At 73.3% G+C, this 17,441-nt stretch carries 22 protein-coding genes; 6 read left to right on the plus strand and 16 right to left on the minus strand.

The genetic code is table 11. From position 1 onward, the window contains the following. Window positions 1-14: 14 nt before the first annotated feature. Both TOK_RS10230 and TOK_RS10235 read right to left on the minus strand, forming a co-directional pair. On the minus strand, window positions 15-479 hold the full coding sequence (locus tag TOK_RS10230) for an SRPBCC domain-containing protein (RefSeq protein ID WP_098957551.1): 465 nt from the start codon (window positions 477-479) through the stop codon (window positions 15-17). Continuing rightward, a complete protein-coding gene (locus TOK_RS10235; protein ID WP_098957552.1) occupies window positions 476-817 on the minus strand; it encodes a helix-turn-helix transcriptional regulator in 342 nt (113 codons plus the stop codon). Before TOK_RS10235 ends, TOK_RS10230 begins: the two co-directional genes overlap by 4 nt. Window positions 818-835: 18 nt before the next feature. Here TOK_RS10235 and TOK_RS10240 point away from each other — a divergent pair, with 18 nt between their 5' ends. After that, window positions 836-1,450 carry a dihydrofolate reductase family protein gene (locus TOK_RS10240; RefSeq protein WP_098957553.1) on the plus strand — a complete coding sequence of 205 codons (615 nt, stop codon included), beginning with the start codon at window positions 836-838 and terminating at the stop codon, window positions 1,448-1,450. 165 nt (window positions 1,451-1,615) lie between these two features. Here TOK_RS10240 and TOK_RS10250 read toward each other — a convergent pair whose 3' ends face one another. From TOK_RS10250 to TOK_RS10260, 3 genes are read right to left on the minus strand one after another with little or no spacing between them, the layout of a single operon-like run. Then, complete coding sequence (locus tag TOK_RS10250) at window positions 1,616-1,846, minus strand: hypothetical protein (protein WP_098957554.1); 231 nt, start codon at window positions 1,844-1,846, stop codon at window positions 1,616-1,618. A 21-nt stretch (window positions 1,847-1,867) separates the two neighbouring features. Further along, on the minus strand, window positions 1,868-2,761 hold the full coding sequence (locus TOK_RS10255) for an NAD(P)-dependent oxidoreductase (protein ID WP_098957555.1): 894 nt from the start codon (window positions 2,759-2,761) through the stop codon (window positions 1,868-1,870). Then, window positions 2,758-3,237 carry a GNAT family N-acetyltransferase gene (locus TOK_RS10260; RefSeq protein ID WP_141566335.1) on the minus strand — a complete coding sequence of 160 codons (480 nt, stop codon included), beginning with the start codon at window positions 3,235-3,237 and terminating at the stop codon, window positions 2,758-2,760. Before TOK_RS10260 ends, TOK_RS10255 begins: the two co-directional genes overlap by 4 nt. Window positions 3,238-3,311: 74 nt before the next feature. Between TOK_RS10260 and TOK_RS10265 the strand changes: the two genes are divergently transcribed. Continuing rightward, window positions 3,312-4,181: a hypothetical protein gene (locus tag TOK_RS10265; protein ID WP_098957557.1), complete on the plus strand. Its 870-nt coding sequence runs from the start codon at window positions 3,312-3,314 to the stop codon at window positions 4,179-4,181. Here the strand turns inward: TOK_RS10265 and TOK_RS10270 are convergent. Genes TOK_RS10270 through TOK_RS10280 form a run of 3 tightly spaced genes read right to left on the minus strand, consistent with a single transcriptional unit; the run spans window position 4,161 to window position 5,859 of the window. Beyond that, the gene (locus tag TOK_RS10270; RefSeq protein WP_216361918.1) at window positions 4,161-4,736 is read right to left on the minus strand and encodes a TetR/AcrR family transcriptional regulator; all 576 of its coding nucleotides are present in this window, start codon (window positions 4,734-4,736) and stop codon (window positions 4,161-4,163) included. The two genes, TOK_RS10265 and TOK_RS10270, sit on opposite strands and share 21 nt — an antisense overlap. Window positions 4,737-4,744: 8 nt before the next feature. Further along, window positions 4,745-5,440 carry a YdeI family protein gene (locus tag TOK_RS10275; RefSeq protein ID WP_253258293.1) on the minus strand — a complete coding sequence of 232 codons (696 nt, stop codon included), beginning with the start codon at window positions 5,438-5,440 and terminating at the stop codon, window positions 4,745-4,747. Further along, complete coding sequence (locus TOK_RS10280; protein ID WP_098957559.1) at window positions 5,437-5,859, minus strand: VOC family protein; 423 nt, start codon at window positions 5,857-5,859, stop codon at window positions 5,437-5,439. Before TOK_RS10280 ends, TOK_RS10275 begins: the two co-directional genes overlap by 4 nt. Window positions 5,860-5,945: 86 nt before the next feature. On the opposite strand from TOK_RS10280, the gene TOK_RS10285 reads away from it, so the two are divergent. Beyond that, window positions 5,946-6,926, plus strand: coding sequence for a YafY family protein (locus tag TOK_RS10285; protein ID WP_098957560.1), 981 nt, complete (start codon window positions 5,946-5,948; stop codon window positions 6,924-6,926). A gap of 179 nt (window positions 6,927-7,105) precedes the next feature. On the opposite strand, the gene TOK_RS10290 is transcribed toward TOK_RS10285, so the two are convergent. Then, window positions 7,106-8,350, minus strand: coding sequence for an amidohydrolase family protein (locus tag TOK_RS10290; protein WP_098957561.1), 1,245 nt, complete (start codon window positions 8,348-8,350; stop codon window positions 7,106-7,108). Between the two features lie 134 nt (window positions 8,351-8,484). Here TOK_RS10290 and TOK_RS10295 point away from each other — a divergent pair, with 134 nt between their 5' ends. Continuing rightward, window positions 8,485-8,826 (plus strand): ATP-binding protein, encoded by a 342-nt coding sequence (locus tag TOK_RS10295; RefSeq protein ID WP_098957562.1) that lies wholly within the window; start codon window positions 8,485-8,487, stop codon window positions 8,824-8,826. A gap of 176 nt (window positions 8,827-9,002) precedes the next feature. Here the strand turns inward: TOK_RS10295 and TOK_RS10300 are convergent, their stop codons facing one another. From TOK_RS10300 to TOK_RS10320, 5 genes are all read right to left on the minus strand, one after another. Then, window positions 9,003-10,544 (minus strand): long-chain-fatty-acid--CoA ligase, encoded by a 1,542-nt coding sequence (locus TOK_RS10300; RefSeq protein ID WP_141566336.1) that lies wholly within the window; start codon window positions 10,542-10,544, stop codon window positions 9,003-9,005. Between the two features lie 64 nt (window positions 10,545-10,608). Continuing rightward, window positions 10,609-11,100 carry a hypothetical protein gene (locus tag TOK_RS32510; protein ID WP_172457511.1) on the minus strand — a complete coding sequence of 164 codons (492 nt, stop codon included), beginning with the start codon at window positions 11,098-11,100 and terminating at the stop codon, window positions 10,609-10,611. Next, window positions 11,090-11,701, minus strand: a complete 612-nt coding sequence (locus tag TOK_RS10310) for a TetR/AcrR family transcriptional regulator (protein ID WP_098957565.1) — start codon at window positions 11,699-11,701, stop codon at window positions 11,090-11,092. Before TOK_RS10310 ends, TOK_RS32510 begins: the two co-directional genes overlap by 11 nt. Then, complete coding sequence (locus tag TOK_RS10315) at window positions 11,685-12,563, minus strand: SDR family NAD(P)-dependent oxidoreductase (protein ID WP_098957566.1); 879 nt, start codon at window positions 12,561-12,563, stop codon at window positions 11,685-11,687. Before TOK_RS10315 ends, TOK_RS10310 begins: the two co-directional genes overlap by 17 nt. Then, window positions 12,560-13,699, minus strand: a complete 1,140-nt coding sequence (locus TOK_RS10320; RefSeq protein ID WP_098957567.1) for an aromatic ring-hydroxylating dioxygenase subunit alpha — start codon at window positions 13,697-13,699, stop codon at window positions 12,560-12,562. The genes TOK_RS10315 and TOK_RS10320 overlap by 4 nt, the downstream gene beginning before the upstream one ends. A gap of 214 nt (window positions 13,700-13,913) precedes the next feature. Between TOK_RS10320 and TOK_RS10325 the strand changes: the two genes are divergently transcribed. Beyond that, window positions 13,914-15,080, plus strand: coding sequence for a YbfB/YjiJ family MFS transporter (locus TOK_RS10325; protein WP_098957568.1), 1,167 nt, complete (start codon window positions 13,914-13,916; stop codon window positions 15,078-15,080). A gap of 4 nt (window positions 15,081-15,084) precedes the next feature. Here TOK_RS10325 and TOK_RS10330 read toward each other — a convergent pair whose 3' ends face one another. Further along, entirely contained in the window at window positions 15,085-15,558 is a 474-nt protein-coding gene (locus TOK_RS10330) for a MarR family winged helix-turn-helix transcriptional regulator (protein WP_098957569.1), read from the minus strand. A gap of 65 nt (window positions 15,559-15,623) precedes the next feature. On the opposite strand from TOK_RS10330, the gene TOK_RS10335 reads away from it, so the two are divergent. After that, on the plus strand, window positions 15,624-16,400 hold the full coding sequence (locus TOK_RS10335) for an alpha/beta fold hydrolase (protein ID WP_098957570.1): 777 nt from the start codon (window positions 15,624-15,626) through the stop codon (window positions 16,398-16,400). Between the two features lie 118 nt (window positions 16,401-16,518). Here the strand turns inward: TOK_RS10335 and TOK_RS10340 are convergent, their stop codons facing one another. Further along, entirely contained in the window at window positions 16,519-17,412 is an 894-nt protein-coding gene (locus TOK_RS10340) for a TIGR03560 family F420-dependent LLM class oxidoreductase (RefSeq protein ID WP_098957634.1), read from the minus strand. Window positions 17,413-17,441 lie beyond the last annotated feature (29 nt).

A 17,441-nucleotide genomic window follows, 5' to 3' on the forward strand; every position in this document is an offset into this window, starting at 1 on the left:
CCGTTGCACGCCGCTCACGACTCCGCTGCGAGGAGGTCGTCCCCCTGCGCGACCGCCGCCGAGAGCCCGCGGTCGAAGCCCAGCGACAGCAGGAGCTCCATGTCGTCGCCGCCGGCGAAGCGGACCAGGATCGTCACGCGGGTGCCGCCGGGCCGGTCGGCGACGGTGATGCAGACACTCGTCGACGGCACCCCCGGGTCGCTCATCGTGAACTCGACCCGGCGCGGTTCGTCGACGTGCGACACGGCCCAGCTGCCCGAGCGTGGGCCGTCAGGGGTCGCGCAGTCGTAGGTGACACGCCCTCCCACGACGAGGTCGTGCTCGTGCACGGTCGCGGTGACGCCGGGCGGGAACCACCAGCGTTCGAGCGTGCGGGGTTCCGCCCAGAGCCGCCACACCCGTTCGGCGGGCGCGTCGAACTCCGCGGTGATGGTGAGCGTCCGTGCGCTCGCGTCCTTCTCCACCGACACGACACTCACGAGTCGTTCTCCTCCTCCAGCAACATGCCCATCCGGTCGACCCTGGCCCGCCAGACGTCCTCCAGCGCGTCGAGCACGGCGCCGGCCCGCCGGAGCGCGTCGACGTCGCCGGACACGAGCTGTTCGCGGCCCTGTCTCCGCTTGGTGACGAGCCCGGCCTCGGCCAGCACGGTGACGTGCTTCTGCACGGCAGCGAAGCTCATCGGGTAGCTCCGGGCCAGCGCGGAGACCGAGTGCTCGCCCTGCAGGGTGCGTACGACGATGTCGCGGCGGGTGCCGTCGGACAGCGCGTGGAAGAGCCGGTCGACGGATCGCCGCTCCCCCATATCTACAACCATGTGGTAGTACGTTACGCCATGAAGCTCACCGTGATGCAGTTCGTGTCGCTCGACGGCGTGTGCCAGGGCCCCGGCGCCCCGGACGAGGACCTCACCGACGGGTTCACCCGCGGCGGCTGGCTCGTCCCGTTCCTCGACGACCGTTTCCTGGAGATCGTCACCGCGTGGACGTGCGAGGCAGCGGCGTTCCTCTTCGGGCGTCGCACCTACGAGGCGTTCGCCCGCGACTGGCCGAGGGCCACCGACCCGGACGACCCCGTCGCGAGCAGGCTGAACGGCCTGCCCAAGTACGTCGCGTCGACGACGCTGCGCGACGCCGGCTGGGCGCCGTCGACGATCCTGACCGGCGACGTCGCAGCGCGGGTCGCGGAGCTGAAGGCACAGCCCGGCGGGGAGCTGCAGGTGCACGGAAGCGCCCGCCTCGGCGCATGGCTCCTCGGCAGGGGCCTGGTCGACGAGCTGCGGCTGACCGTCGCGCCCGTCGTCGTCGGGGAGGGTCGGCGGTTCTTCCGGCCCGGCGACGAGCCCGCCGCGCTTCGCCCGCTGCGCCAGGAGACGACGCCCGCCGGCGTCACCGTGCTGACCTACGGACCGGCCGGTCCCGCGCGCTTCGGCAGCCACGAGGTGGCCTGAGCCGCGCGCTGCACCCCGGGGATGCACTCGAACCTGCGCCCGACCCAGCAGGGCACCGCGATCGCCAAGGACGTGTGGCTGCTCGGCACGGGTCTCGCCCTGGTCGCCGACGGCGTCCGGAAGCAGAAGGCCTGACGCCACTCACGGCAGCCTTCCCCTGCACGGTCAGTCGCGCTCTCCGCGCATCGTGAGGACGACCCGGAGCACGTGGTCGACGGCCGCCGCGAACAACGAGCCGCGCAGCTCGTCACGGGCGGCGAGCGAGTGCGACGCGAACTGCAGCATCTCCTCCTCGCCGAGGCGCCGGACGACGAGCGCGGCGACCTCCTCCAGGTCGACCCCCGGGTTGTCGAGGCGCACGAGCGCGAACGCGACGATCAACTCCTCGTCGGACACCGCACACCTCCTCGGGGCCCATCATCCCGGATCCGGGGCGACCCCCGACAGGGTCCGGGCCTCGATCGCACCCAGCACGGCGACCATGTCGTCGGCACCGCGCCCGGCCGCGACCGTCTCGGCGAACAGCTCCCGGCAGACGTCGATCAGCGGGGACGCGATGCCCACGGCCCGGGCGGCGTCGGTGACCAGCCGGGCGTTGTGGGCGACGTCGGCTGCCGCGGCCTGGGCGGTGACGTCGCCGTCGACGAGCTTGGCCGCCTTGACCCGGGAGACGTCGCTGGCCATCGGGCCGGCGTCGAGCACCGCGCGGACGACGTCGAGGTCGAGGCCGTTGCGGTCGGCGAAGTGGAAGGCCTCGGCGAGCCCGGTGACCATCGTGACCAGGTAGAGGTTCACGGCGAGCTTCGTCAGCAGCGCGCCGGGGACCGCGCCGCAGGGCACGGTCTCGCGGCACGTCGGGGCGAGCAGCGGCCGGACCGCGGCGACGGCGTCGTCGTCCCCCGCGAGCATCGCGACGAGCTCACCCTGCTCGGCCGGCACCCGCGACCCGGACACCGGCGCCTCGACGTAGCGCCCGCCGGCGGCGCGGACGTCGGCGGCGAGGTCCTGGGAGAACCCGGGCGCGGTCGTGCCCATGTGGACGAGCGTGCGACCGCGGACGAGGCCGGCGAAGGTGGGGGTACCGCGGTGCAGCACGACGTCGATCGCGGCGGCGTGGGCGAGCATCATCAGCACGACGTCGGCGCGGGCGAACACCTCGGCGGGGTCGGCGGCGACGTCGGCTCCCGCCTCGCGCAGTGGCGCGCAGCGCGACGGCGTCCGGTTCCAGACGACGAGCGGCGTCCCGGCGCGGGCGAGCCGCAGCGCCATCGGGGTACCCATGAGACCGAGTCCGAGGAAGCCGATCGTCATGCCGGGATCGCGATCTCGTAGGTGAGCTCGCCCGCGTCGGACGAGGCGAGCCGGACGGGGCCGAGCGCCTGGGTCCGCAGCAGGGCGACGGCGGCGCGGTTGTCGGCGCGGACCGTGGCGCGGACGGTCCAGCCGGCGCGGGCGGGTCCGCCGAGCGCGTGGGCGAGCAGGCCGGTGGCGACGCCGCGGCGCTGCACGTCGTCGACGACCAGCAGGGCGAGGTCGGTGGTGCGCGGCCGCAGCGGGTCGTCGACGAGGTTGAGCAGCCCGACGGGTCGCGCGCCGGCCATCGCGACGACGGCGTCACCTGCGAGCAGCCAGTGCCGGTGGCGGGTGAGGACGACGTCGGGGGTGAGCCGGTGGGCGGCGAAGCGCTCGGAGAGCGACCGTACCGAGCAGGCCCGCACCAGCATCTGGACGGTGGCGTCGGTGGCGGACGTCCAGCCGGTCACGAGGCGTTCTATGACAGTCGTCATAACCCGCTGTTCTACGCGCTCACCCCGTTGTCAGGCATCATGACGCTCGTCATACCCGGCGACCCGGAGGACGGATGGACAACACCGCACGCCGTATGTGGACCCGCTACGAGCCGGTCCACGACGTCACCTACTTCGCCCCCGAGGCGCGCGCCGCGGCCGACGCGCTCGGCATGCGCGGCTTCTGGATGGGCTACGTCGCGCAACGCGTCGCACCCCTCGGCGCGGTCGGCCCCCGGGTCGCGACGGCCGCGTTCCACGGTTTCCACCCCAGCAGGCTCGAACGCGCGCTCCCCGAGGCCTGGACGGTCGCGGGCCCGGGACAGGCGCTGGCCGCCCGCCTCGACGGCGTCGACGCAGCCCTGCGTCGCGTCTGGGGTGCCGACGGCGTCGCATCCCCGCAGGTCAGCGAGGCAGCCGACCTCGCCTGGGCCGCCGCGCAGGCCGCCGACACCGCGGGCCGGGTGCTCGCCGCCGCCAACCAGGACCTCCCACGCCCCAGGCAGCCGCACCTCGCGCTCTGGCAGGCGACGACAACGCTGCGCGAGCACCGCGGCGACGGCCACATCGCCGTACTGGTCGCCCGCGGGATCGGTCCGCTGACCTCGCACCTGGTGAAGGTCGCCGCCGACGAGTCGGAGCCGGCCGCGCTGCAGACCGGGCGCCGCTTCACCGACGGGGCGTGGCAGTCGGGCATCGACGACCTGCGCGCCGCGGGCCTCCTCGACGCGGACGGAGCGCTCACCGACGCCGGCTGCGCCCTGCACGACGACGTCGAGGCCGCCACCGACGCCGCGGCGAGCCAACCGTGGCGGGCGCTGGGCGCCGAGGCGACCGACCGGCTCGCCGAGCTGCTCACGCCCCTGGCCGGCGCGGTGCTGCACAGCGGCATGATCCCCGAACCGAACCCGGTCGGGATCGTCCTAGAGGGCCTCGAGCAGTAGGTCCAGCTCCTCCTGCACGGCGTCGAGCGCGGTCTCGTCGCGGCGCGCCCGGCTGACGACGAGCGCGCCCTCCACCGCGCTGACCACCATCAGCGCGAGACGTTCGGCCCGGCCTGCCGGGACGCCGCCGCGGCGCAGGGCGTGGGCGAGCGGGTCGAGCCAGTGCACGAAGGCGTCCCGCGCGGCGTCGGCGACGACGTCGCTCTCCCAGGCCGCGTCGGCGACACCGGCGACGATCGGGCAGCCGCCGCGGAAGTCGGTGATCGTCAGCACCTCGCGGAACCGGTCGACGACGCCGCGGACGACCTCGGCGGGTGCGGGCGGGGGCTCGACGTCGAGGCTCGCGCGCAGCGGCCGGGCCGCCCGCTCGGCCATCCACGTCATCGCCTCGGCGACGAGCTCGTCCTTGCCGCCGGGGAAGTAGTGCTGCAACGAGCCGCGGGGTGCCCCGGCGTGCGCGACGACCTCGCGCATCCCGGTCGCACCCACACCGCGCTCGCGGAACAGCAGGGCGGCGCTGCGCACGGTGCGCTCGCGAGGACTCCGTTCGACCATGACGACCGTCATGATAGGCCGCCGCACGGCCGACCGCCGGGTCCGCCGGGTTCGGTCCGTACTGGTTCGATCATGGTCGGAACCGGTCTCACGCCGGGCTCGGCGCCGGGCCGGTCGGGCTCGGCGTGGGGTCGTCGGCCCCGCGCGGGGGCGTCCGCCGTCGCGCGTGCCACGATCTCGGCGATCCGCTGCTCCCGCGTGGCCGGGCGCTTCGCCCGTGCGAGGTGCTCCAGCGCGGCCCGGCGGGCGGAGTGCGACCAGCCGTCGAACGTGGCGGAGGGTGCGGCGTCGAGCGCGGCGCGCAGGTCGCCGGGCACGACGCCGCGCTGGGCGTCGGCGAGCATCGACCACGTCCCGGTCCGCTTCGCGAGGTCGACGGCCGCCTGCCCGCGCGGGGTCATCAGCCCCTGCGCGGTCAGCGTCGCGACGATCTCGTGGTTGACCAGGCTCCATGAGCTGCGCGGGTTGCGCGGGGTGAACCGCAGCAGCCACGAGTCGTCGTCGCGGCGGCGGGCCAGGCTGTCGATCCAGCCGCCCGCGACGGCCTCCTCGATGGCCTCGCGATGCGCGACGCGCGGTGTCGGCGACCCGCCCCGGCCGAGGACGAGCCAGGCCTCGGAGGCGTTGTCGCCGTGGGCGGCGAGCCAGGCCCGCCACTGTGCCCGGTCGACGGCCTCGACGATGTCCACGACGGCCGCGGTCACGACGGGCTCCGCGCGGCGTGCAGCTCGGCGAAGTGGGGGTTGGTCATGACGCCCAGGACGTTGCCGAAGGGGTCGACGACCGATGCCGTCACGAACCCGGAGTCGCCGCGCGGGGTGATCGGCTCGTACTCCGTCGCGCCGAGCCCCAGGAGTCGGGCGACGGTGGCCTCCAGGTCGTCGACGTGCCAGAACATGACGGCGCCGCCGGGGGCGTTGCCCGCGCCGGGCGGGGCCCAGCGACGGTCGATGACGCCGAGCTCGTCCTCGTCGTCGCCGATGCGGAACTCGATGTAGGCGGGCTGCGCGGGTGCGACGGGGAAGGCGAAGTAGGGCTGCGCGCCGAGCAGCTCGGCATACCAGTCACGGGCAGCGGCGAGGTCGTCGGCGTAGAAGCTGACGGTGGCGAATCCGCGGAACATCGGGAACCTCCTGGTCGGGAACTGGGGACAGCATGCCGGGGTGAAGTGCTCATCCGCTGAGCACTTTTTCAGGGAATATCGGAGACATGCGCGCCGACCGCCTCGTGGCCACCCTTCTGCTCATGCAGGCCCGTGGCCGCGTCACCGCAGCACAGCTCGCCGAGGAGCTGGACATCTCGGTGGCGACGGCCCGTCGCGACCTGGAGGCGCTGTCGTCGGCGGGCGTGCCCGTCTACCCGCAGCCGGGCCGCGGCGGCGGCTGGTCGCTCGTCGGTGGCGCGCGCACCGACCTCACCGGGCTCACCGCGGGCGAGGCGACGGCCCTGTTCGCGCTGGCCGGACCGGGTGCGGCGGTCGCTCCCGCGGCCCGCTCCGCGCTGCGCAAGCTCGTGCAGGCGCTCCCCCACACCTTCCGCGCCGACGCCGAGGCCGCCGCCGAGTCGGTCGTCGTCGACCCGGCGCGCTGGGGTCGCGACGACCGCAACCGCCCCGCGATGGTCGACACCCTGCAGGACGCGGTCGTGCGCAGGCGACGGGTGCGCCTGGGCTACGCCGACCGGCAGGGGCGGCGCAGCGACCGGCCGGTCGACCCGTGGGGGCTCGTCGACAAGGACGGTGACTGGTACCTCGTGGCCGGGACCCCGAAGGGGCGCAGGACGTTCCGCGTCGACCGGGTCGTCGCCGCCGAGGTCACCGACGAGCCGGCCGAGCGCCCCTCGGACCTGGACCTCTCCCGCGAGTGGGAGCAGGTCGTCGGAGAGATGGAACGGCGTCGCTCGCTGGTCGAAGCGGTCGTGCTGCTCCCGCAGCGGCACGTGCACGTGCTGCGCCACCAGTTCGGCCGGCACTGCGCGACGCTCGGGCTCGAGGACGACGGCCGCGCCCGGGTGCGGATCGCGGCCCCGATGGCGCTGTCGATCGCGGAGAACCTCGCAGGGTGGGGCGCGGGTGTCGAGGTGCTGGGGCCCGACTCGGTGAGGGCGGAGCTGGCCCGGATCGGTGCGGAGCTGGTCGCGGCCCACGGCGGCGATGAGCTCCGGTCGCCCCCGCGGTCATCACCGGCATGAGCGACGTGCGGGAGAAGGTCGCGGCGCGGGCTCACGAGCTGGTGGAGTCGGGGGCGGAGCGTGGTGTCCAGGTCCCGGGCGTGGGCGGGCGCCGATCGCGACCGTGGGATCGCCGTGGCCGTCACGAAGAACGTGCTGAGCATGGACTTCGAGGTGGTGGGCCGGTTCGTCGGCGCCGTCTACGCGGCGGTCCGTGCCACGACCCGGCCGGCCTGGACGACCATCGCCCTGGCGTCGTCGTCGGAGAGGGCGGTGACGTCGTCGAGCGGGTTGCGGCGCAGGACCAGCAGGTCGGCGGCCTTCCCGGGCGCGAGCGTGCCGACCTCGTCGGCGATCCCGAGCAGGCGGGCGACGTCGACGGTGATGGTCCGCAGCGCGGCCTGCGCGCTCATCCCGACGAGCTCCACGTAGGTGGCCGGTTCGATCGCGCAGCTGCCCTGCGGGAAGTGGGTGAGCCCGGCGTCGCCGCCCGCGACGATCGGGACGCCCGCCGCGACGGCGCGGCGGATGCTGTCGACGTGGTGCTCGTGGGTGCGGCGGTGCTCGTCGACGATCACCTGCGGGATGCCCATCTCCAGGCCCTGCTCGGCGAACGCGCGGTACATCGACAGCGTCGGCGAGATCGTGACGCCGTTCTCGACGATCGCCTCCAGCGCGTCGTCGGGCAGGAAGATCGCGTGCTCGATGCTGGCGACACCGGCCCGGGCCGCGATCCGGACCGCGCCCGCCGACTCGGCGTGCGCGACGACGGGGACGCCCTGGCGGCCCGCCTCCTCGATCAGGGCGGTGAACTCGACGTCGGTGAGCCCGCTGCGTTCGGCCGGGCAGAGCGGGTTGAACCCGGTGCCGCTGACGCCGACCTTGATCCAGTCCACCCCGTCCTTGAGCTGGGTGCGCACGACCGCGGCGGCCTCGTACGGGCCGACGACCTGCACGGCCAGGCTGTACTTGTAGGGCGCGTCCTCGAACAGGTGCGAGGGCTGGAAGTCGCCGAGCCCGCCGGGCGCCGACACGATCCGGCCCGCCGCAAGCACCCGCGGGCCGGGGACGTCGCCGCGCGCGATCGCGTTGCGCACCTCGACGCCGATGTTGGCGCGGCTGCCGACGTCGCGGATCGTGGTGAAGCCCTTGCGCAGCAGCAGGGTCGCGGTGGCCACGGCGTCGACGGTCGCCTGCGGGACGGACTTGCGCAGCTCGATGTCGTACGGGTCGGCGACGTCACGGTAGATGAGGTGGCAGTGCGCGTCCATCAGCCCCGGCATCGCGACGCCACCGCCGAGGTCGACGACGTCGTCGCCGGGGCGGGCGCCGACGTCGGGGCCGATGGCCTCGATGCGCCCGCCCGAGGTGGCGAGTGCGCCCGTGACGGGGGCGAAGTCGTCCCCGGTGAGGAACGTGCCGTTGATCAGAACCGTTCGTTGCATGCAGTTCCCTCCTCGTGTCACCGCTGAACCCGGATTCTGTCGGCCTGCACAAGTTTTCGTATACAACCACAGATCCGCGAGTCCCCTGCCGATCGGCGGTTGTTCCGCAGCCGCACGATCCCCAGACTCGGACCGTGGGCTCGGTTGAGCCGTTCGTCGGACGTTCGGCCGAGCTCGCCGTGCTGACCGGTGAGCTCGACCGGGCGCGCTCCGGCGAGCCCTCCGTCGTCGTCGCGGCCGGACAGGCCGGCATCGGCAGGACGACGATGCTGCAGCGGCTCGCCACGGCGGGCCGCGTCGCCACCGTGCTGCACGCGACCGGCGCCCCCGAGGAGGTCGCGGTGCTCGCCCAGGCGCAGGGCGACCCCGCGGGCATGGTCGCCGCGCTCGCCCCCGGCTCGCCGACGACCCGGTCCGCGGTCCCGTCGACCGGGTCGGGGTGCTGCCGTGGCGGGCGCTGCTCGTCGAGACCCTGATCGGGACCGGTGATCGTGACGCCGCCGCCGCGGAGCTCGACGCGCTCGCGCCGCGTGTCGGCCGCAACCTCATGGCTGCCCGCACCCTGGGCACGACCATCGGGTTGCGGCCGAGGTCGGGGCCGCACGTGCCCTGGCGCAACCCCACGGTCGTCCGGCGGCCCGCCGAGGACCGCTCAGCCGTCCCCGAGCAGGTCGGCCCGCAGGACCCGCTTGAGGACCTTGCCCGAGACGTTCTTGGGCAGCTCCTCGCGGACGTGCACGGTCTTGGGCAGCTTGTAGCCGGCGAGATGGTGCCTGGTGCGTTGCACCAGCTCGGCAGTGTCGCAGGCCCGGCCATCACGGAACGTAACGAAGGCGGTGACGGCCTCGCCCCACCGGTCGTCGGGGACACCCAGGACGGCCGCTTCGGCGAGCTCCGGGTTGGCGGCCAGCAGCGCCATCTCGACCTCCAGGGAGAAGACGTTCTCCCCGCCCGACTTGATCATGTCCTTCTTGCGGTCGACGAAGTACAGGTAGCCGTCCTCGTCGGCCCGGGCGAGGTCGCCGGTGTGCAGCCAGCCACCGCGCAGCACCTCCTTGTTGACGTCGTCGCGTTTGTAGTAGCCACGGAAGACGTTGGGTCCCTTGACGAGGATCTCCCCGACCTCCCCGGGCGCGACAGGCTGGTCGTCGTCGTCGGCGATGCGGACGTCGAGGTACCACATGGGTCGCCCGAGGGTGTTCTCCCGATCGGCCATCTCGCCGACGAACTCGGTCACCGACACCATCGGCGAGGCCTCGGTGAGGCCGTAGGCGAACCACAGGTGTTCCAGCGCGAGCTTGTGCATGACCTGCGCCGGGAACTCCCGGTTGTACTTCGCGGCCGCGGTGAGCACCGACCGCAGCGAGCTGAGGTCGTGGGTGTGCAGCTCGGGGTACTCCAACAGCATCTGCATGGGTGTGACGAGGATGCAGGCCTGCGTGACGCGGTGCTCGGCGATGAGCCGGCATGCTTCGGCCGGCTCGAACTGCCGCATGACGACGATCGGCAGCGCGCGGGCGAAGAACGCGTTGACGACCATGTGGAGCCCGCTGACGTGGTTGGTCGGCATCGAGAGCAGCGCGACGTCGCCGGCCCGCGGCGGAGCGTAGGTCAGGTAGGAGACGGTGTCCCAGCAGATGTTGCCGTGGGTGAGCACCGCACCCTTGGGCAGTCCGGTCGTGCCCGAGGTGTACATGATCAGCGCCTCGTCGTCGCTGTTCACCTCGACGTCCGCGTTGTCGGTGGCCGCAGCGGCATGCAGGTCGTCGTAGGTGAGAGCGCCGGGCAGGGTCGGGGGGCCGTCGTAGACGACGAGGGTGATGCCGGCCAGCTCGTCGAGCACGGCGGCGACGGCGTCCTGGAACATCGCCTCGACGAAGAGCACCTTGGCGTCGCCGTCGGTGACGATGAAGCTGATCTCCTTGGGCGCGAGCCGCCAGTTGATCGTGCCGAAGACTGCGCCGATCCGGCCCGCGCCGTGGCACAGCTCGAGGTACTCGATCGAGTTGCGCCCCAGGATCGCGACGTGCTCGCCGAAGCCGATGTCGAGGTCCCGCAGCAGGTTCGCGGCCCGGTTGACGCGGTCGTCGTACTCCCGGTAGGTCCACCTGCGGCCCTCGTAGACGATCGCCGTCCGGTAGGGGTGCAGCTCGGCGGCGCGACGTACCGCCGCCGACATCGTCAGTCCGTCCATGTTCAGCGGGCCTCCCACTTCGTCGGGGTCGGTGTCGCCGTGCTCCACCAGGTGTCGCCGTGCTCTACGGGCGGGTGGCGCGCTCCTCGAGCGCGAGGTTGTAGCGGGCGCGGCCCTCGAGCCGGGCGCGGCACTCGGGGGTCGCGTAGATCGAGTCGAGGTCGAGCAGCCCGCGGACGACGCGGTGGCGGCCGGCGCGGTCGCCGGGGCCGGCGACGCGGCCGGCCGCCCAGACCTCCGCGCCCTCGTAGTCGGCGCGGGCGCGGGAGAGCCCGGTGAGCAGGACGTCGGCGAGGACGGCGGCGTCGGGGCCGTCGTCGAGGTAGGGCCGGTCGCGCAGGGGGTCGAGGGCGACGAGGGCGTCGACGTGCGGGCCGGGGTGGGCCTCGGGTTCGGCGAGGAGGCCGGTGAGCAACGGGATGGTCGCCCGCGACATCGTCGCCACGGCCAGCGCGACCGCACCCGGACTGTCCGCCCGATGCGCGAGCTCCTCGACCCAGAACGCCATCTCCCGGGGCCCGCCCGTGAGGGACATCCAGGCCCGGTCAGTCGTCACCGGCGAGCCCACGGATCACCACCTGTGCGTAGAGCCGGCCGATCTCGCGCGCGGTGAGGGTGCCCGGGTGGTACCAGTGGTAGGTCCAGGCGCTCATCCCGATGATCCCGAACGCGACGATCTTGGCCGACTCGATCGGCCGGAACTCCCCGCGTTCGACACCGCGTTCGATCATCCGCACGACGCGGCGTTCGAACTCGCTGCGCTTGACCTTGACGGCCTCGAACCGCTCGTCGGTGAGGAAGCGGTGCTGCTCGTAGAAGATGCGTTGCTGCTGCTGGTAGGCCTCGACGCCGACGACGATCTCCTCGATCAGCTCGGCGAGGGTCTCGGTGACGGGCCGGTCGCCGGTGGAGATGGAGTCGAGCACGTCGAGCTGGTGGTCGATGAAGGTGTCGTGGATGACCAGCAGGACGGCGTCCTTGCTGTCGAAGTGATGATAAAAGGACCCCTTGGTCACGCCGGCCGCGTCGACGATCTCCTGCACCGCCGTGGCCTCGTAGCCCTGCTTGTCGAACAGCTCGACCGCGGCGGCGACGATCCCGTCGCGCGCGCTGCGCCGCCCCGCCCGGGGGGCGGCCGGTTCAGCCGCCCGCGACACGGCCGTCCACCTCCGACCGCCTCCGCACCACGGACTGCCGGCCCGTCGATCCCCTGGCGACGCCGGTCAGCCCGCGCGCCGCCGGGTCCCCGCCGACGAGGTCGCCGACGTGCGGGCCCGCCGCCGTGACCCCGCCGTCCACGTTGATCGACTCGCCGGTCACGAACGACGAGTCGGGCCCGACGAGGAACGAGACCACCGACGCGACGTGCGCGGGCTCGCCGATCTCGGGCCACGGCTGCACGGTGCCGAGCAGCCGGTCGAGGTGCCTTGCGCCGCCCCCGAGAATCGGCGTGCGGATGAACCCCGGGGAGACGCTGTTGACCCGGATCCGCCACGGCGCCAGCTCGACCGCGACCGCTCGCGTGAAGTTGATGACGGCCGCCTTCGCCGCCGAGTAGGCCTGCGGGCCAGCGCCGCCGCTGATCCCGGCGAGCGACCCGGTGTTGACGATGGCCCCGCCGCACGCATCGGCTTTCATGATCCGTGCGGCGTGTTTCGTCCCGAGGAACACTCCGCGGCTGATCACGCCGAACGTGTACTCCCAGTCCGCCAGCTCGACGTCGGTGATCGGCCCGAACGCCCCGCCGACGCCCGCGTTGTTGACCACGGCGTCGAGCCGGCCGAAGCGTTCCCGGGTCGTGGCGACGGCCGCGGCGACGGCGTCCTCGTCGGAGACGTCGACGCGCACGAACGCCACCCGGTCGCCGAAACCCGCGTCGGTCAGCTCGGCCACGGCACGGTCGCCGTTGGCCTCGTTGACGTCGGCGACGACGACGCCCAGCCCGTCGCGCAGCAGCCGCTCGACGACGGCCCGCCCGATCCCGCTGGCGCCGCCGGTGACCAGCGCCGCGCCGGTCACACCGCCTCCGCGACGTTGCGGTAGTAGTCCTGCAGGCCGATCTCGTTGCGGCCGTACACGATCTCGGGAAGCGCGCCGGAGCTGACGGTACGCTGGATGTTGGCCATCGTCGCGAAGTCCTCGCCGTACACGGTCGACTTGGTGAGCTCCCAGTTGCGCTGCCAGTGCCGGCGCGCCTTGTCGGTCTGCGGTTCCTGCTCCGTGGTGAGCCACAGTCCGACCTGGCACGACCCCGGATCGCCGGGTGTCGGGGTGAACCGCCAGACCTCGAGATGGTCGAGCTGCCACACGAACACGGTGTTGGGGAACAGCACGTAGACGAGCGTGCAGTGCGGGAACAGCGTCCGGTCCGGCTCCGGTCCCGCGACCATCTCGGGGAAGGTGCTGCGCACGACCGTGAGGCGCTGGTGCAACGGGTAGCTGCGGTAGGCCGACACGTTGGAGATGAACGCCGAGCCCAGCGTCTTCTTGTGCAGGAACGCCAGGTGGAAAAGCTCCTGGAAGGTGTTGACGCCGAACTTCCAGTTGAAGCCGAATGTCGTGGTCTCGCCCGCGTAGAGGTGACGGGCGTGCGGGGCGAACCCGGCCAGCTCGGCGTCGAGGTCAGGACCGAGGTGGGCGGCGACGTCGAGGTCGGCGCCCGCGGTCAGCCGCGCCCAGATCAGCCCGTGCCGCTCCTCCGTCGGGAACGCGACCAGGCTCGTGTCACTGTCGTCGAGGCCCGCGAAGCCGGCCCGGTCGACGGTGCTGCGGCAGTTCCCCTGCCGGTCGTAGGTCCAGGCGTGGTAGCGGCAGGAGAACACCCGCTGGTTCCCCGACGCCTCCTCGCACACCAGGTTCCCGCGGTGCCGGCAGGCGTTGAGGAAGACGCGGACGACCCCGTCGTCACCGCGGACGACCAGCAGCGGGATGCCCGCGATCTCGTCGGCCACGAAGTCGCCCGGCCGCGGGACCGCGGCCCCGGGGGCGACGACGAGCGGACGCTGCGTGAACAGGGCCCGCTCCGCCTCGGCGCGCTCCGGCCCGACGATGTCGACGGTGCGGACGCGGCCCACGTCCGCGGCCATCGCCGTCGTGCCGCGGGCGAGGAGATCGGCTATCTCGTCGATGAGGGCCAGCTCCGACGTGCGGTCCACCGGGCACCTTCCTGTCGCGGACGGGCTCGTCGACCTACCGTCCGGTATGCCGGCGAGGGATGGTTCCGTTGTAGCAACCTGTGGCCCGGCCCACAAGTCGCAGCCGCGGGCGTACCGATCGGTACGGCTGGGATCGCGGTCGGGCTTCCGGTGCTCGCGACCGCGACATAGCGTCGACGGCGACACCGCGACCACCGTCGACACCGGGAGCCCGATGACCACCGACGCTCCCACCCGCTCGGCGACGCCGTGGCGGACGGTCGCGCTCGGCGCCTGCGCGCTCGCGACGGCGATGGGGATCGGCCGCTTCGTCTTCACCCCGATCCTGCCACTGATGGAGGACCAGGCCGGGCTGAGCGCGCAGTCCGCCGCCGCGCTCGCGACGGCCAACTACGTCGGCTACCTCGTCGGCGCCGTGATCGGGACGGTCGCGCCCGCCGCGATGCGCTCCCGGAGCGTCTACCGGCTGTCGCTGGTGCTGCTCGTGGCGGCAGTCGCGCTGATGGCGGTCACCACGAACGTGCCGGCGTGGGAGGTCCTCCGCGGTGTCGCGGGCATCGCGAGCGCCGTCGTGTTCGTCGCGACGTTCACGACCGTCCTCTCCGACCTGCGCGGGCACGCCGACCATCTCGTCGGCTGGACGATCGGCGGCGTCGGCGCGGGGATCGCGCTGTCGGGGCTGCTCGTCGCGGTGGTGAGGGTCGTCGCGGACTGGACCGTCGCCTGGTGGGCGTCGGCGGCGCTGGCGGCGCTGCTCGCGTCGGTCGCGTGGATGCTGCCCGTGGGCGGTGACCCGGCGCCCGACGCCGCAGCCGCCGGCCGTCCACGGCGCCGAACCCGGCCGTGGTTCATGGCGCTGTTCGTCAGCTACTCGCTCGAGGGCGTCGGCTACATCATCGCCGGGACGTTCCTGGTAGCGGCGGTGCAGCAGAACACCTCCGGAGCCGTCGGCGCGTGGACCTGGATCGTCGTCGGGCTGGCGGCGCTGCCGTCGTGCGCGCTGTGGACGATGCTGATCCGTCGCTGGTCGCGGCCCACTCTGCTGCTCGCGGCGCTGGTCGTGCAGGCGGTCGGGATCGCGCTGCCCGCGCTCGTCGCCGGGACGGTTACGGCGGTCGTCGCGGCTGTGCTGTTCGGGGCGACGTTCCTGGCCGTCGCGACGATCTCGCTGCCCATCGGCACCCAGCTCGGCTTCGCCCGCTCGATCGCGGTGCTGACCGTCGGCTACAGCGTCGGCCAGATCCTCGGGCCGATCGTGGCCGCGCCGCTGCTCGGCGGCGGGTACCGGCCGGCGTTGCTGCTCGGCGCGATCGTGGTGGCCGCCGCCGCGCTCGCCGCGGCCGCCCTGCGCGTGCGCTTCCCCCACGAGCCCGCCGGCTGACCGGTCACACGTCGCGGCCACCACCCTCCTCGTCGAGGATCGCGACGAGCCGGTCGAGGGTGCGCATCGCCTGCTCGAACTCGGTGGGCCCGACCCGGTCACCCCATGCCGTCTCGATCTCCGCGACCCGCCTACCGGCCAGCTCGAGGAGCTCCCGCCCCCGTGGAGTGGGCACGATCAGCTTCGCGCGGCCGTCGGTGGGGTCGCGACGACGTTCCAGGTAATCCTTGCGCTGCAGGTCGTCGACGAGCTCGGCGCACGCGGCGAGGCTCAGCTGTGCACGACGGGCCAACGTCGTCAGCCGGACCCCGTCGACGCCGACGTTGCCGAGGACGGGCAGGTGCGCCTCTCGCACGTCGGTGACGCCGTGCTCGGCGGCGACCTCCAGCACGGCGTGCCGGAACCGCTGCAGCAGCCGCACGAGGACCTGTCCGACGGCGAGCCTGTCGGTGGGCAGGGGACGGGTTGACGGGGCCACGATCGCCGAACATACTCCGGTTTCCGAAGCTTCGGATTCCGAAGCATCTTTCGAGGGAGATTGCCATGCGCATCGATACCGGGATCGGCACCGTGTACGTCGAGGTCGACGGCGCCGGGCCGCCCGCCCTCCTGTGGCACAGCCTGTTCCTGGACGCGCGGCAGTGGGACCGCGTCCGCGCCACACTCGGCGCGCACCGCACGCTCGTCCTGCTCGACGGCCCCGGGCACGGCCGCGCCGGCCGCCCACCACGCCGGTTCGGTTTCGACGACTGCGCCGACGCCGCCGCCCAGGTGCTGCGGGCCCTCGACCTGGGCCCGGAGGTCGACTGGGTCGGCAACGCCTGGGGCGGGCACGTCGGATACGCCTTCGCGGCCCGGCACGCGATACGCAGCCTCGTCGCGATCGCCGCTCCGCCGACGCCGCTGCCGCCCGCCCAGCGACGCAGGATCGCCCTGCTCACCGCAGCCTTCCGCGTCGCCGGAGCACGTCCGCTCACCGGCCCGGTCGTCGACGCGTTGCTGTCTCCCACCGTCGACGCGGACACCACCACCCTGGTCCGGGAGGCGTTCCGCGGCGGTGACCGCGTCGGGATGCACCGCGTGATGCGGTCGATGATGCTGGCGCGCCCGGACCTCTCGGAGCGCCTGGATCGGATCGGCGTGCCGACGCTACTGATCGCCGGGGCCGAGGACCCGATGTGGACGTCCGAGCGGGCCGCGCGCGCCGCGACCGGGCTCGTCGACGGCCGGGTCGTGACGATCCCCGGGGCCGGTCACATCCCGCCGCTGGAGCGTCCGGCGGAGACCGCCGCCGCGATCCTCGAGCTCTGGAAGGCTTGACCGGCGACGCACCGACGACCCGCTGCGAGCTGCGACGCCCTCCCACACGACGGACGACGACGCCTCCGGCGCTCGTGAGTGGCAATGGTCGTCATGGCGACCATTGCCGCTCGCAGGGTCACGAGAGCTGCGGGAGGACGTCCGAGGCGACGCGGTCGAACAGGCGCCTGGCATCGTCGGCGCTGCCGCGGATGCCGGGGACGATCACCTCGTCGACGCCCGCGTCGGCCCACTGCCCGATGACGTCGACGATCTGCGCGACCGACCCGGAGACCACCGCGCTGCCCGGGCCGCTGCTGTCGCCGTCGATCTCCAGCATCGCCTGGGTGGAACGGCGGATCTCCCGCGGGTCGCGGCCGATGCGCTCGCAGTGCTCGTCGAGGACGTTCGACTTGTGCGCGAACAGCTCGGGCGTCGACCAGCAGTTCCACTCGTCGGCGTGGCGGGCGACGACGCCGAGCATCCGCTGCTCACCGGCCGCGCCGATGAGGATCGGCAGCCGGGCGGCGCAGGGCCGCGTCACGATCGGTGCGCCCGTGACCGTGTAGTGGTCACCGGCGAACGTCGTGGTCGGCTCCCGCAGCAGCCCGGTGAGGACCTGCAGGCCCTCCTCGAACCGGTCGATGCGCTCGCGGACCGGCCCGAGCGCCAGCCCGTAGGCGGCGTGCTCGTTGAGCTGCCAGCCCGCACCGACCCCGAGGACGAGGCGGCCGCCGCTGATGCCGTCGACGGTCGCGGCGACGTTGGCCAGCACCGCCGGGTGCCGGAAGGTGATCGACGCGACGAGGCTGCCCAGCCGCACCCGCGGCACCACCGCGGCGATGCCGGCGAGCATCCCGAAGCATTCGAGGTTGCCCCGGTCGGACACCTCTTCGGTGCCGGTGTTGGCCATGAAGTGGTCGGCCAGCCACACGGAGTCGAACCCGGCGGCCTCGGCCTCCCCCGCCACGGCGAGCACCTCGTGCGGCGCCCACGTCGTCCCCAGCCATGCCCCGAATGCCGGCTTCGCCACGCGCACTCCTCCGTCGTCCATCGCCGATC

The sequence above is a fragment of the Pseudonocardia sp. N23 genome, from assembly GCF_002583555.1.
Taxonomy (GTDB): Bacteria; Actinomycetota; Actinomycetes; order Mycobacteriales; family Pseudonocardiaceae; genus Pseudonocardia.